The following is a 13,931-nucleotide window of genomic DNA, read 5'->3' as shown; positions in this document are numbered from 1 at the left end:
CATGGCTGAACGTTCATTCGCCAAGGAAGTCCAGAAACTCAAGGTCGGGGAAGGTGAAACCTTTTCCGGCGAAGGCATTCTGGCGCTGACCAAAGCGCTTCTGGAAGCCGGCGTCGGCTATGTCGGAGGCTATCAGGGCGCACCGATCAGCCACCTGATGGACGTGCTTGCCGACGCCGAGGAAATTCTCACCGAACTCGGTGTGCGCTACGAGGCCAATGCCTCCGAGGCGGCAGCGGCCGCGATGCTTGCGGCTTCCGTGCATTACCCGATTCGTGGCGCTGTCACCTTCAAGGGCCCCGTGGGCGTCAATGTCGCCTCCGACGCGCTGGCCAACCTTTCGTCATCCGGCGTCACCGGCGGCGCACTGGTGATCATCGGCGAGGATTACGGCGAAGGCTCATCGATCATGCAGGAGCGCAGCCACGCCTTTGCGATGAAATCGCAGATGTGGCTGCTCGACCCGCGCCCCAACCTGCCCTCCATCGTCCAGTCCGTGCATCAGGGCTTCGAGCTGTCGGAGGCCACCAACACCCCGGTTATGCTGATGGTTCGCATCCGCTCCTGCCATGTTACCGGCAGTTTCGCGGCCAGGGACAACAAGCGCCCGCCCTTCACCGTCAAGGACGCGCTGGCCAATCCGCGCAGCGACTATGCCCGCGTCGTGCTGCCGCCGATGTCCTACATGCAGGAACACGACAAGATCAACAATCGCTGGCCCGCGGCGCAGAAATACATCGTCGAGCACAAGCTCAACGAGATGTTCGGCCCCAAGCAAGCGCCTGTCGGCATCGTTCTGCAGGGCGGCATGTACAACGGCGTGATCCGGGCGCTGCAACGCCTCGGCCTGGCCGACATCCACGGCGACACCGAGATCCCGCTCTACGTGCTCAATGTCACCTACCCGCTGGTCAATGATGAGTTCTTCGAGTTCTGCGAAGGCAAGTCTGCTGTCTTGGTGGTCGAGGAAGGCCAGCCCGAGTTCATCGAACAGGCGCTGGGCGCAGCCCTCTACAAGACCGGCCGCACCATCAGCCTGCACGGCAAGGACATGCTGCCGATGGCCGGCGAGTATACCGGCCAGGTCATGCTCGACGGCCTTGAGGCTTTCCTGAAGAAAGCAGCGCCCGAATTGCTGCCTGCCCGCCTGCGCGCCCCCAACTCCGAGGAGAAGCCGGCACTTCCCGATCTCTCCAAGACCGTGCCGATCCGCCCGCCGGGCTTCTGCACCGGCTGCCCGGAACGTCCGATCTTTGCCGCGTTGAAGATGACCGAGCAGGAATTCGGCAAGCACCAGATTGCCGGCGACATCGGCTGCCATCTGTTTGCCAGCCTTCCACCTTTCGAGATCGGTGGCTCGACCATGGGCTACGGCCTCGGCCCGGCCTCGAACGCCGCCTTCGACGGTGGCGGCGACAAGCGCTCGATCTCCATCCTTGGCGATGGCGGGTTCTGGCACAACGGCCTGTCATCCTCGATCGGCAACGCGGTCTACAACAAGTCCGACGGCGTCATCGTCATTGTCGACAATTTCTATTCCGCCGCCACCGGCGGTCAGGACATCCTGTCCTCGCGCGCCGACAATGCATCCAAGGCCACCGGTCATCCGATCGCCGATGCCGTCAAGGGTGTCGGCGTCAAATGGGTCCGCCAGCTCGACCGCACCTATGACGTGCCGAAGATGCGCGAGATCCTGAAAGAGGCATTGACCACCGACCATGTCGGCCCGAAGGTCATCGTCGCCTCCTCGGAATGCATGCTCAACAAGCAGCGCCGTGAAAAGCCGCTGATGAACAAGGCCATCAAGGAAGGCCGGCGTGTCGAGAAGCCGCGCTTTGGCGTTGACGAGGACATCTGCACCGGCGATCACGCATGTATCCGCCTGTCGGGCTGTCCGTCACTGTCGCTCAAGAAACTCGATGACCCGCTCAGGGACGATCCGGTCGCCAGCATCGACCAGAGTTGCGTCGGCTGCGGCAATTGCGGCGAAGTGGCCGATGCCGCCGTGCTCTGCCCCTCGTTCTTCCGCGCCGATGTCGTGCACAATCCGGGCTGGTTCGAACGCACGATCGGGTCCTTCACCAGCCGCACCATAGCCTGGCTGCAAAACCGCCGCTCCCGCGGCCGCATCGAATTCGTCCGGACCTGATCCATGGCAAGCAAAACCCAAACAGCACTGCAATCCAAAGCGCACGATCCCGCGCTTGATCAGATCATCAAGCTGGCGATCATGGCCGTGGGCGGCCAGGGCGGTGGCGTCCTGACCAACTGGATCGAGGATTGCGCCCATCGCAACGGCTATGTGGTGCAGGCCACATCGGTGGCCGGTGTCGCCCAGCGCACCGGGGCGACGATCTACTACATGGAAATGGCGCCGGCCCAGGAACGTCAGCCGGTGTTCTCGCTGATGCCCGCCGCCGGTGACGTCGACATTCTGGTTGCCGCTGAAATGATGGAGGCCGGCCGCGCCATCATGCGTGGCTTTGTCACCCCGGACCGGACCACGCTGATCGCCTCCTCGCACCGGGCGCTGGCCGTTTCGGAGAAGACCGTTCCCGGCGACGGCATTGCCGATTCCGAGGAAGTGATCGCCGCAGCCGAAATTGCCGCGCAGCGCTTCATCGCCTTCGACATGGAGAAGATGGCAGTCGATGCCGGATCGATGATCTCGGCGAGCCTGTTTGGCGCGCTGGCCGGCTCAGGCGCCCTGCCGTTCGAGCGGGAAAGTTTCGAAGCCGCGATCAAGGCCTCCGGACGCGGTGTCGAAGCCAGCCTGCGCGCCTTTGCCGCTGGCTTTGAAGCCGCCGCCGGAGGCAAGATCGAACGCCCCTCGTCCGGACAGTCCAAACCGGCTGCAGGCAACACGCCCGCAGGCCCGAAACACCTGGTTGAGCAGTGGGCGAAGCTTGAAGCACGTGCTGCCGCCATGCCCGGCGCGGTGCGCGACATGGCGCTGACGGGCCTGCGCGCGGTGGTCGATTTCCAGGATCTCGATTACGGCGCCGAATATCTTGACCGGCTCGAGGATGTACTGGCCCAGGACGAAGAGGCCAAGGGCCATGAGCTGACACTCGAAGCCGCCAAATACATCGCCAAGGCAATGGCCTATGATGACGTCTTCCGCGTTGCCGACCTCAAGACCCGTGGCAGCCGTTTCGCCCGGGTGCGCAGCGAAATTGCCCCGGCGAAGGGTGCACAGATGAAACTCACCGAGTTCATGCATCCGCGCGCCGAGGAAATCGTCGGCATGATGCCCCCGCGGCTGGGCCGCAAACTGTCGGAAAGCCAGCGCAGCATGCGGCTGATCGACCGGGTGTTCAACAAGGGCCGCAGACTCAGAACCGACAGGCTCCTGCCCTTCGCCCAGCTCTACGTGCTTGGCGGCTTGCGCAGGTACCGGCGCGGCACCCTGCGTCACGCCATCGAGAAAGAGCACCTGGAAAACTGGCTCGGGAAGGCCCTGACCTATCGCAAGATCGATTATGCGCTGGGCGTCGAAACCCTGCGCAACCGCCGCCTGGTCAAGGGGTACTCGGACACCCATGCGCGCGGCCTGTCGAAATTCGACCGGGTGATGGACGGAGTGGCCCTGCTTGCCGGCCGTGACGATGCCGCCCACTGGTGCCGTCTGCTGCGCGAAGCCGCCCTTGCCGATGAGAAAGGCGAACAGCTTGAAGGCGCACTCAAGACCGTCCGCTCCTTCGCCAGCCAGGACGAGACCGCGCTGCAAAACTGAATCGATCTTGCTGCAAGCTGCCGCAAGTCTTTGATAAAATGCTTTTTATCCATTTCGGACCCCGGCATCGAACCGTCTTCAGTCAAGACAGTTCGATGCCGGGTGGCCGGAAATCTCTTGCAGCGCAGCACTGATGATCTTACATAGGGCGGCAAGCGAGGACGACCTCCCCCATCCGGGAACAGTGTTCGGGACGACCCGATAATTGCTCGGGGAGCTCCATGAGAACCACCAAGGATAGAATTCGTCACGCGCTGAGTTTTGAAATCATCGCGCTTTTTCTGGTCATACCGCTCGGAGCCTGGATATTCGGGCGTCCACTCGATGACATTGGCATCGTCGCCGTCGTCAGCGCCACGATCGCCACCGGCTGGAATTATCTCTACAATCTGATGTTCGACCATGCGCTGCTCCGGATCAATGGCCGTGTGCAAAAATCGATCGTCGTCCGCATTTTCCATGCCGTGCTCTTCGAGGCCGGGCTGCTGCTGGTGCTGCTGCCGTTCATCGCCTGGTATCTGAGCATGAGCCTGCTCGAGGCATTCCTGATGGATATCTCGTTCGCGGTCTTCTACCTGCTCTACGCCTTTGCCTTCAATTGGGCCTATGACCTGATATTTCCGGTTCCCGCGCTCAATCAGTCCGGACACCATTCCACCGCGGCAAAGCGGCAAGAGACCGCCTAGAAACCAAAACGGCCGCGGATTGCTCCGCGGCCGAATGGTTTTCAGTCAAAGCCTGGGATCAGGCGAACCACCAGCGTTCGGCCAGCTTGCCACCGTCGGCCTGCCAGTTGGCTGCAACATTTTCATCATGCGCCAGCGCCTTGGAATGGCCATGAATGAAGTTGGCCCACATGGAGACGATGGCGCCGCCATCATCCTGCAGCAAGCGCTGTGCTTCCCAATACTGGTCCTTGCGCTTGGCTTCGTCGGTTTCCGACCGCGCCATGACAACCAGTTCGTTGAACTTGTCTGCGGATTCGCCGGTTTTCCAGGCGGTGTCGTTCCACTCGGTATCGGCCGTATAGGCCGAGGAGTACATCCAGTCCTGGGTCGGGCGGCCGCTCCAGTAGCAGGCGCTCCATGGCTTCTTGTTCCACACGTTGGACCAGTAACCGTCGCTGGGCTCGCGCACCAGTTCGATCTCGATCCCTGCTTCCTTGGCGGATGCCGCGATCAGCTGGGCCGCATCGACAGCGCCCGGGAAGGCGGCATCGGAGACGGACAACTGGATCGCGCCGGAATGGCCGGACTTCTTGTAGTGTTCGGCAGCCTTTTCGGCGTCGAATTCATGCACCGGCAGTTCGGTGTTGAAGAACGGCATCGAGGCGTTGACCGGCACGTCATTGCCGGGCTTGCCGTGACCGAGCAGGATCTTGTCGACCAGTTCCTGGCGCTTGATCGCGTATTTCAGCGCCATGCGCAGATCATAGTTGTCGAACGGAGCCGCATTGACCCGCATCGGGAAGGTGTAATGCTGCGTGCCGGTTGTCTGAAGGATATCAAGCGTCGGCACCCGGGCGAGCAGAGCCACCGTCTTCGGGTCGACATTGTCGATAAAGTCGACATCGCCGTTCATGATGGCGTTCTGCCGCGCAGTGGTATCGGCGAGCGTGATGAATTCCACCTCATCGAAATGCGCGCGGTCTTCCTTGAAGAAGTTCGGGTTGCGCTTCATCATGGTGCGCACGCCGGCTTCGTAGCTCTCGATGATATAACCGCCGGTACCGATCGGGCTGTTGGCATCTTCAATCTGGCCATCGACCGAAGGCATGATCATGATGTGGTAATCGGAAGCGATGTACGGGAAGTCGGCATTGCCGCCTTCAAGTTCGAAGATCACCCGGTTGTCACCGTCCTTCTTGATCTCCTTGACCGCGGTCAGCAGGCCCTTGGCAGCCGACTTGGAATTTTCATCGCGGTGATAGTTGAAAGTCGCGATCACATCGTCGGCAGTCATGGTCTTGCCGTCGTGGAATTCCACACCCTTGCGCAGGTTGAAGACCCAGGTCTTGGCGCCGTTCGAGGCTTCGAAGCTTTCTGCAAGTTCGGGAATAAGCTTGCCGTCATTGCCCACTTCGGTGAGCTGGTTGCCGCGGGCATAGTTGATGGCCTGCGACATGCCGTTTTCAGACGTGCCGGGATCAAGCGCATCCGTGGTCGAACCGTAGGACGAACCAAAGCGAAGCTTGCCACCCTTTTTGGGCGTTGCGGCGAGCACGTCGGTGGCCAGCGTCAGAGCGGATGGCACGGCCAGACCTGCGGCAATGGCAGCCTTGATGAACTGGCGGCGGCCGATCTGGCCTTCGCTGAGCCAGCGTGCCTGCTTCTTAAGATATTCGTCTCTCATGGTATTCTCCGTTAGGTTCCCAAAATTTATAATTGTCGGCATTGCGCAAAACACAACACCAGAAATCCTCGCCTGGCCTGTCTCGCTGGCAAGGTTCGCCAACGGCCGGACCGGCGCAATGATACTGTCAGGTTTTAAACCCCAAGACCGAAAAATGTAAGGGCAAAGCGTAAGTTATCGTTATAGCCAGATGTCAGCATGTCGGATTTCATCCCCGGCAGCCCGGCCGGAGTTGAGTCACCAATTCATCCTCTGCACATTTTTTGTATTATCTGCTTAGCCAGTTTACAAACGCAACATTGCTGGTCAACAATGAGGACCAGTACCGGGCCGCTGATAGCAATTTGGCCAGCAGACCCCGGGAAAATGGCGACAAGACCATAAATCAACAAGGGGAATGCGCATTTGAATGCAGTACTGTCGACCATTGTGAAACGACTTGGGATGGGCATAGCCACGCTCTTCGTCGTCTCAGCCATCATCTTCAGTTCCATTTCAATGCTGCCCGGAGACTTCAGTGAAGCGGTTCTCGGTCAGGCCGCCACCAAGGAAACCGTTGCCGCCTTCCGCAAGGAACTGGGCCTCGATAAACCGGCACCGGTCCGCTATTTCGAGTGGGTCGGCTCCGTGCTTCAGGGCGATCTCGGAACATCTTTCTCGGGCCGCAACGCATCCGGACAGGACCGCTCGCGCAAGGTCGTTGACCTGGTCATGCCACGGCTCTGGAACACGCTGTTTCTGGCTGGCGTGACAGCCCTGATCGCCGTGCCTCTGGCACTGTTTCTGGGACTGACGGCAGCGCTCTACCGCAACACGGCCTACGACCGAATCGTCAATGCGGTGACGCTGACCACCATCTCGACACCGGAATTCTTCGTTGCCTACATCCTGATCCTGTTCCTGGCCTCGCTGTGGCCGGTGTTTCCTTCTCTGGCCAACATCGATGCATCGACCGCCCTCGGCGAGCGGCTCTATCGCGTGGCCCTGCCCGCGCTGACGCTGACCCTGGTGATTGTCGCACACATGATGCGCATGACCCGTGCGGCCATCATCAACCTGCTGGCCAGTCCCTATATCGAGATGGCGCGGCTCAAGGGGGCCTCGCGTTCCGAGATCATCCTCAAGCACGCCCTGCCCAATGCCTGGGCGCCGATCGCCACCGTCATCGCCTTCAACCTCGCCTACCTGGTCGTCGGCGTGGTGGTGGTTGAAGTGGTCTTCGTCTATCCCGGCGTCGGCCAGCTGATGGTCGACGCAGTGACCAGCCGCGATATTCCCGTGGTCCAGGCCTGTGCGCTGATCTTCGCAGCCACCTACATCCTGCTTAACCTGACCGCCGACATCATCGGCATTGTCACCAACCCGCGATTGTTGCACCCCAGATGAGCGAGCAACCAGACACCTACACAGCGTCAGCAGAAGTCGGCGCAGTCCGCAAACGCCGCAGCCGCCTCGAGCGGTTCGGCCTTCTGATGAAATCCGCCCCGCCAAGTGCCTGGTTCGGCATGATCGTGGTCTCGCTTTACATCCTCGTGGCGATTTTCGCCGATGTCATCGCGCCCTATGGCGAAGCCGAGATCCATCCCGTTCCCTTCGCACCATGGGGAGACGAGTTCTTCTTCGGCACCGACCAGATCGGCCGCGACGTTCTCACCCGCCTGATTTACGGCGCCCGCAACACCATGGGCATTGCGCTGGCAACCACCTTTCTCTCCTTCCTGATCGGTGGCGGACTGGGCCTGGTGGCGGCAATCAACCGAAGATGGCTCGACCAGGGGCTCAGCCGCGTCGTCGACGTTCTGATGGCCATTCCAAGCCTGATCTTCGCGCTGATGCTGCTGTCGATCTTCGGCTCCACCATCACCAGCCTGATCATGATCATCGCGGTGCTCGATTCCACCCGCGTGTTCCGCCTCACCCGCGCCGTCGCTGTCAATGTCGCGGTGATGGACTATGTCGAGGCAGCCAAACTGCGCGGCGAAGGCCTTGGCTGGATCATGCGCCGGGAAATCCTGCCCAACATCATGCCGCCGCTGGTGGCCGAGTTCGGATTGCGCTTCTGCTTCGTCTTCCTGACCATTGCCGCCTTGTCGTTCCTCGGCGTCGGCATCCAGCCGCCAACGGCTGACTGGGGCTCGATGGTGCGTGCAAACGCCTCGCTGATCCAGTTCGCCAAATACGACATGACAGCGGCCATCACGCCGCTCCTGCCGGCTGCCGCGATTGCGCTGTTGACCGTCGCCGTCAACTTCATCGTCGACTGGTTCCTGCAGAAAACGAGCGGTCTTCGCGAATGACAGATACCTCAGAACCCAACAACGAAATCCTGCTGGAAATGCGCGATGTCCGCATCGACGGCTATTCCGACCGAAGCTGGCACCAGATCATCAAGGGCGTCGACCTGACGCTCAGGCGCGGCGAAATTCTTGGGTTGATCGGCGAATCCGGCGCGGGAAAGTCCACCCTCGGCAAGGCCGCGATGGGCTACACCCAGCCCGGCTGCAAGCTGACCGGCGGCTCGATCATGTTCGACGGCATCGATCTGGTGAAGGCCAGGGATTCGGAAAAACGGGCGCTGTGGGGAACCCGCATCGCCTATGTGGCGCAATCCGCCGCGGCATCCTTCAACCCGGCACACCGGCTGATCGACCAGACCGTGGAAGCCGCCAACCGGCGCCACATCCGCCCCGATGCGGAATCGCGCGCCGATGCGGTGGAACTGTACCGCGCCCTGCAATTGCCCGATCCGGAAACCATCGGCAGCCGCTATCCGCACCAGGTCTCGGGCGGACAGCTGCAGCGGGTGATGACGGCCATGGCGATGTCACCGCGCCCGGATCTGATCATCTTTGACGAACCGACAACCGCGCTCGATGTCACCACCCAGGTCGAGGTTCTCGCCGCGATGCGCAACATCGTCGAGGAATTCAACACCGCTGCGATCTACATCACCCACGATCTGGCCGTGGTTGCGCAGATGGCCGACGTCATCAAGGTGCTGCGCTACGGCGAAGAGGTCGAACAGGCCCCGACCCGGCAAATGCTGACCGAACCCAAGGAAGCCTATACCAAGTCGCTCTGGTCGGTCCGGGCTTTGGAAAAGCCAGAGGTCAAGGGCGAGGATATCGTCCTGTCGATCAACAATGTCGACGCCGCCTATGGCGACGTGAAGGTGCTGTTTGATGTCTCGATGTCGATTCCGCGCGGGCGAACCGTCGCAGTTGTCGGCGAATCCGGATCGGGAAAGTCAACCACCGCACGGGTAATCACCGGCCTGCTGCCGCCATCGGCCGGAGAAGTGCTCTTCAACGGCGAGCCGCTTCCAGCCGCTCTGAAGGATCGCAGCAAGGAACAGTTGCAACAAATCCAGATGATCTACCAGATGGCCGATACGGCGATGAACCCGCGTCAGACTGTCGAGGACATCATCGGCCGGCCGCTGGAGTTCTATCTCGGGCTTAAAGGCAAAGCGCGCGAGGAACGCATCCTCGAACTACTGGACATGATCGAGCTCGACGAGAGTTTCATGGACCGGTTGCCCTCCGAGCTGTCCGGTGGCCAGAAGCAACGCATCTGCATTGCCCGCGCACTGGCTGCCAGACCGGATGTCATCATCTGCGACGAGGTCACCTCGGCGCTCGACCAGATCGTGCAGGAAGGCATCCTGCAATTGCTGCTGCGGCTGCAGAAGAAATACAACATCACATACCTGTTCATCACCCATGACATCGCCACGGTGAAGGCGATCTCCGACGAGATCGTGGTGATGCTCGAAGGCGAGGTTGTCGAGCAGGGCCTCAAGAGCGAGATCCTGTCGCCGCCCTACCCCGACTACACAAAGCTGCTGTTGTCATCGGTGCCGGAAATGGATCCCGACTGGCTCACCAACCTGCTCGAACATCGCGACGACTGAGCGGCCCCCACCTGTGCCTTGGGGCCGCACAAGCTATCGTGCGGCCAGCAGCGCAGGCAGATCCGCCACCGATCCGATCAGCACATCCGCCAACGCCTCAAGGGTCTGGCGCGTGCCGGTTCCCGACAACACGCCGATGGCAGCGCCCGCCGCCGCCGCCCGCGCCATCTCCATATCGTGGCCGTTGTCGCCGATCATGGCGATCTGCGACGGTTCCAGTCCCAGGTGCGCGGCAAAGGCCAGCAGCATGCCCGGCTCGGGTTTCGGGCCGTACCCGCTGTCGTAGCCGGCGATAAAATCGATTTCGGATGACAGCTCGAGCACCTCGACCGTGCGGCGGATGCTGGCTTCCCCGTCGCTTGAAGCGATGCCAAGGGACAGTCCGGCCCCGGCAAGCGTCTGCATCAGGGCCTTGAGGTCGCATATCGGCCACGGTGATTCAGCTCCCTCGACAAAGGTCTGGTCGAGCCGCCGCATCAGTTCTTCCGGCTCGAACGGGCTGCCATGCGCCACCATGTGCGCCGCGATCTCGCTGGCATTCGCCGCTGCGAACATGCTGTCTGCCCGGGTCTTCCCGGTCGAAAGGTCCATCCCGCATTCGACAAGCAGGATGTCGGCGAGCGCCGCGTCGCCATCCGCTGCAATCAGCGCACCCTTGCGGTTGATCTTGGCCCAGGTTTTGTCAAAATCGATCAGCGTGCCATCCTTGTCGAACAGGATTGCCTTGATCTCATTACCCAATTTCCATGTCATGATGCTTTTCCGGTTTGACACAAGCTGTGCCCCGCGATTGCATGGGCGTCAACACCAAGCTTTCAAACGAGAAGGACACGCCATTGCGCCCCGCCCCCTACGATACCCTGCTTGACGACGAAACCTGGGCATTCATTGACAAATCGGCAGCCTTTTACCCCGAGACCGCGACCAGCCTCGATCATCAGGGCCAGCGCCGCGTCTATGACGAATTGTGCAGGGCGTTCGACGCCGGCCGCCCCTCGGGCGTGTCGGTCCGTGACCTCTCCATCCCCGGCCCGGCCATGCCAATACCGGTGCGCGAATACCTGCCAGACTCCGCCGCACCTGCGGCAACGGTGGTCTATCTGCATGGCGGCGGCTTCATTCTTGGCGGGCTTGATAGCCACGACAGCATTTGCGCCGAGATCTGTGACCAAACCGGATACGAGGTGGTCGCTGTTGACTATCGTCTGGCGCCCGAACATCTGCATCCGGCCCAGTTTGACGATGCGCTTGCGGCATTCCGCTTCATTGCAGGCAAACGCGACCGTCCGGTGATCCTTGCCGGCGACAGCGCCGGCGGCAATCTTGCCGCCGCAGTGGCATGGGCGACACGCAGCGACAATCACAAGCCGGCAGGACAGCTGCTGATTTACCCGCTGCTTGGCGCGGACACCAGCAAGGGCAGCTTCGTCAGCCATGCCAAGGCACCGATGCTGACCACCGCCGATGTGCTCTATTATGACAGCCTGCGGACAGGCGGAACCTCCCCGATGGACGATCCTTCCTTCACGCCGCTTGCAGCAGACGATTTCTCCGGCATGCCGCCGACCATTGTCATCACCGGCGAATGCGATCCGCTCTCGGGCGATGCCCCGGAGTATTGCGATCGGTTGAACAAGGCCGGAGGCCGGGCAGTCTGCTTTGAGGAAAAGGGGCTTGTCCACGGCTATCTTCGGGCACGACATTCGGTCAGCCGTGCCCGTGAAAGCTTCACCCGGATGATATCCGGCTTCAAGGCACTCGGCGCAGGCGAATGGCCCTACTGAACCCCATCCAGATTTCCCCCCGGCTCAAACGAACCGGCGTGCAATCCGCTCGTCCCATTCCTTGTCGAACATCACCGTGTCATTCTCCGTCGCCACCAGTTTCCCGGTGATGTAAAACCAGTCCTTGTCGCAGCGCATGTCCATCTCGGTGACTGTTTTGGTCCACCACCTGTCGCGTCCGCCGGTCTGCTCCCAGCGGATATGGACGGTGGCCGACAACGGATCGTCCGGATGGATCGACCAGCGCTCATGCGTCGTACTGCCGGAGACAAGCCCGTGCCCGAGATCGCGGTTCTCGCCCGCATCATTGAAGATGGATGTGGTGACAACACCGGTTTCGGCATCGGTTTCGGTTGTTCGCGTCGAGGCGGATGGCCTGAGGTTTTCATGGCGCCATGGCTCGGCTCCAACCGGCTTTTCAAAGCTGCATTCATTCTTGTCCGCCAGCACCGTACGGCAGGGAAGCTCGAGCGTACCGGCTTCAAGCGTCACCGTGGCATGTTCCGGCGCGGGCCAGATGAACGGCCAGTAGCTGGTCGAGACCGCAATCCGCAGCCGGTGACCGGCGGGAATCCGGTAGGCGATCTGGTCAAGCGCTATTGTCGCGTCAAACCCTTCTCCGGGTGTCAGCAGCTCCGGTGTCTCCGCGGAGGTCCTGTGGGTCAGGTTGAAAACCCCCATGGTGATCAGCGCCGAGGTTCCATCCGGACGCAGATCACACAGCCGGACAGCCACTTGCGCCATCGGCTTGTCCGATCGGGCGCGGATCACAAGCCGCGGCGCTCCGACGATATCGAGCGGGGCGTCAACCACCTCGCCATCAAAGCAGACGGATTTCAGATCGTCGGGGCTCTGCTCATCCGGCAATTCCGGTCCATAGGCAAAGGGAAAATATTCGCCCGCCTGGCTGCCGCAATCGACCGGTGAGCAGACAGCCACTGGCCGGGTCATCGCCCCCCGCCCCAGGCTTCCGTCTCCCAGCTCGAACTCGGTGCTGGCAATTCCCGCGGACGGCCAGTCCTGCTCCGCAATCCAGCGGCCCGGACGCTCATCCACCCACCGCTCGGGAGCAATGCTGTCCATCAGCCACGCCCGGTAATCCGGCAAGGCTTCGGCCCCATTGTCGATGCCCTTGAGCCAGTGGTCCCACCAGCGCTTGGCTTCCTGCAGGAAACCGATCCGCGGTTCGGGCCCGGCATAGTGCGGATACTTGTGGATCCACGGCCCAACGATGCCCTTGACCGGAGCTTCCAGGTTCTCGACCAGGTTGGAAATCGTGTTGCGGTAGCCATCATGCCAGCCGCCGATCGACAGCACCGCGGCATCGATCGCACCGAAATCTTCGCAGACCGACCCATGCTTCCAGTAATCGTCCCGCGCCTGCCGCGAGATCCATTCGCGCGCCAAGAACGGCATTTCCTTGAGCCGGTTGAGCCACATCTCCCGCCATCCTGGTCCCATCAGCATGGGATCGGGCGGACGTGACGAGTAGGACAGCATGTTCGCTGCCCAGCCGAAATTCTCACCCAGCAGGCACCCGCCCTTGAAATGAATGTCATCGGCAAACCGGTCAGCGGTCGAGCAGATGGTGATGATCGCCTTCAGCGCAGCCGGTCTCAGCGCCGCAACCTGCAGCGAGTTGAACCCGCCCCATGAAATTCCCATCATCCCGGCTGTTCCCGAGCACCAGGGCTGGGCCACCGCCCAGGCGATCACGTCACAGGCGTCCTGCAACTCCTGCGGCGTGTACTCGTCCGTCATCAGACCTTCGGAATCGCCGTTTCCCCGCATGTCGACGCGGATGCAAGCATAGCCCTGCCCCGCCATCCAGGGATGGGTCAGGCTATCGCGAACAATGGTGCCGTCGCGCTTGCGGTAGGGCAAGTGCTCCAGAATGACCGGGACAGGCTGTTCAGCCGCATCCTTCGGCATCCAGATCCGGGCGGACAACCGGCAACCATCGGGCATCTCGATCGGCTGGTCCTCGATCTCGATGATCTCGCGCTCAAACACCGTCTGTGTTTCCGGCATGAATGACGCCATGGCATGTCTCTCCCGCAATTGGACAAGCAGGACCCTGTCATGCCCGAACAGGTCCGCGCAATGCTCCAGCTGGCAAGTTTTCCAAACGGAACCAATCTATTGG

General features: G+C 61.4%; 10 protein-coding genes. 7 read left to right on the top strand and 3 right to left on the bottom strand.

From position 1 onward, the window contains the following. The first annotated feature begins 1 nt into the window (after nt 1). The 3 genes from WNY80_RS02080 to WNY80_RS02070 all read left to right on the top strand — a co-directional run bounded on the left by WNY80_RS02080 (nt 2) and on the right by WNY80_RS02070 (nt 4,422). Nucleotides 2–2,149, top strand: coding sequence for an indolepyruvate ferredoxin oxidoreductase subunit alpha (locus WNY80_RS02080; protein WP_342885680.1), 2,148 nt, complete (start codon nt 2–4; stop codon nt 2,147–2,149). Nucleotides 2,150–2,152: 3 nt separating this feature from the next. Continuing rightward, nucleotides 2,153–3,736, top strand: a complete 1,584-nt coding sequence (locus WNY80_RS02075) for an indolepyruvate oxidoreductase subunit beta family protein (RefSeq protein ID WP_342885679.1) — start codon at nt 2,153–2,155, stop codon at nt 3,734–3,736. A gap of 221 nt (nt 3,737–3,957) precedes the next feature. Continuing rightward, entirely contained in the window at nt 3,958–4,422 is a 465-nt protein-coding gene (locus tag WNY80_RS02070; RefSeq protein WP_342885678.1) for a PACE efflux transporter, read from the top strand. A gap of 58 nt (nt 4,423–4,480) precedes the next feature. Here the strand turns inward: WNY80_RS02070 and WNY80_RS02065 are convergent, their stop codons facing one another. After that, nucleotides 4,481–6,088 carry an ABC transporter substrate-binding protein gene (locus WNY80_RS02065; protein ID WP_342885677.1) on the bottom strand — a complete coding sequence of 536 codons (1,608 nt, stop codon included), beginning with the start codon at nt 6,086–6,088 and terminating at the stop codon, nt 4,481–4,483. A 405-nt stretch (nt 6,089–6,493) separates the two neighbouring features. Here WNY80_RS02065 and WNY80_RS02060 point away from each other — a divergent pair, with 405 nt between their 5' ends. Genes WNY80_RS02060 through WNY80_RS02050 form a run of 3 tightly spaced genes read left to right on the top strand, consistent with a single transcriptional unit; the run spans nt 6,494 to nt 10,001 of the window. Continuing rightward, nucleotides 6,494–7,474 carry an ABC transporter permease gene (locus tag WNY80_RS02060; RefSeq protein WP_342885676.1) on the top strand — a complete coding sequence of 327 codons (981 nt, stop codon included), beginning with the start codon at nt 6,494–6,496 and terminating at the stop codon, nt 7,472–7,474. Further along, nucleotides 7,471–8,385, top strand: a complete 915-nt coding sequence (locus tag WNY80_RS02055; RefSeq protein WP_342885675.1) for an ABC transporter permease — start codon at nt 7,471–7,473, stop codon at nt 8,383–8,385. The genes WNY80_RS02060 and WNY80_RS02055 overlap by 4 nt, the downstream gene beginning before the upstream one ends. Then, the gene (locus WNY80_RS02050; protein WP_342885674.1) at nt 8,382–10,001 is read left to right on the top strand and encodes an ABC transporter ATP-binding protein; all 1,620 of its coding nucleotides are present in this window, start codon (nt 8,382–8,384) and stop codon (nt 9,999–10,001) included. Before WNY80_RS02055 ends, WNY80_RS02050 begins: the two co-directional genes overlap by 4 nt. Nucleotides 10,002–10,034: 33 nt before the next feature. Here the strand turns inward: WNY80_RS02050 and WNY80_RS02045 are convergent, their stop codons facing one another. After that, nucleotides 10,035–10,754: an HAD family hydrolase gene (locus WNY80_RS02045; protein ID WP_342885673.1), complete on the bottom strand. Its 720-nt coding sequence runs from the start codon at nt 10,752–10,754 to the stop codon at nt 10,035–10,037. A gap of 14 nt (nt 10,755–10,768) precedes the next feature. On the opposite strand from WNY80_RS02045, the gene WNY80_RS02040 reads away from it, so the two are divergent. Beyond that, the gene (locus WNY80_RS02040) at nt 10,769–11,785 is read left to right on the top strand and encodes an alpha/beta hydrolase (RefSeq protein WP_342885672.1); all 1,017 of its coding nucleotides are present in this window, start codon (nt 10,769–10,771) and stop codon (nt 11,783–11,785) included. 24 nt (nt 11,786–11,809) lie between these two features. Here WNY80_RS02040 and WNY80_RS02035 read toward each other — a convergent pair whose 3' ends face one another. Beyond that, nucleotides 11,810–13,828 carry a CocE/NonD family hydrolase gene (locus WNY80_RS02035; protein WP_342885671.1) on the bottom strand — a complete coding sequence of 673 codons (2,019 nt, stop codon included), beginning with the start codon at nt 13,826–13,828 and terminating at the stop codon, nt 11,810–11,812. Nucleotides 13,829–13,931: the final 103 nt, after the last annotated feature.

The organism is Hoeflea sp. AS16 (assembly GCF_038900095.1).
Classification (GTDB): domain Bacteria; phylum Pseudomonadota; class Alphaproteobacteria; order Rhizobiales; family Rhizobiaceae; genus Hoeflea.
The sequence above is the reverse complement of the archived record's forward strand: the minus strand, read 5'-3'. Positions and strand labels throughout refer to the sequence as shown.

Bases quoted from the DNA above. Each gene is read 5' to 3' on its own strand.
- WNY80_RS02080 (WP_342885680.1), top strand. From the start codon at position 2: ATGGCTGAACGTTCATTCGCCAAGGAAGTCCAGAAACTCAAGGTCGGG.
- WNY80_RS02075 (WP_342885679.1), top strand. From the start codon at position 2,153: ATGGCAAGCAAAACCCAAACAGCACTGCAATCCAAAGCGCACGATCCC.
- WNY80_RS02070 (WP_342885678.1), top strand. From the start codon at position 3,958: ATGAGAACCACCAAGGATAGAATTCGTCACGCGCTGAGTTTTGAAATC.
- WNY80_RS02065 (WP_342885677.1), bottom strand. From the start codon at position 6,088: ATGAGAGACGAATATCTTAAGAAGCAGGCACGCTGGCTCAGCGAAGGC.
- WNY80_RS02055 (WP_342885675.1), top strand. From the start codon at position 7,471: ATGAGCGAGCAACCAGACACCTACACAGCGTCAGCAGAAGTCGGCGCA.
- WNY80_RS02050 (WP_342885674.1), top strand. From the start codon at position 8,382: ATGACAGATACCTCAGAACCCAACAACGAAATCCTGCTGGAAATGCGC.
- WNY80_RS02045 (WP_342885673.1), bottom strand. From the start codon at position 10,754: ATGACATGGAAATTGGGTAATGAGATCAAGGCAATCCTGTTCGACAAG.
- WNY80_RS02035 (WP_342885671.1), bottom strand. From the start codon at position 13,828: ATGGCGTCATTCATGCCGGAAACACAGACGGTGTTTGAGCGCGAGATC.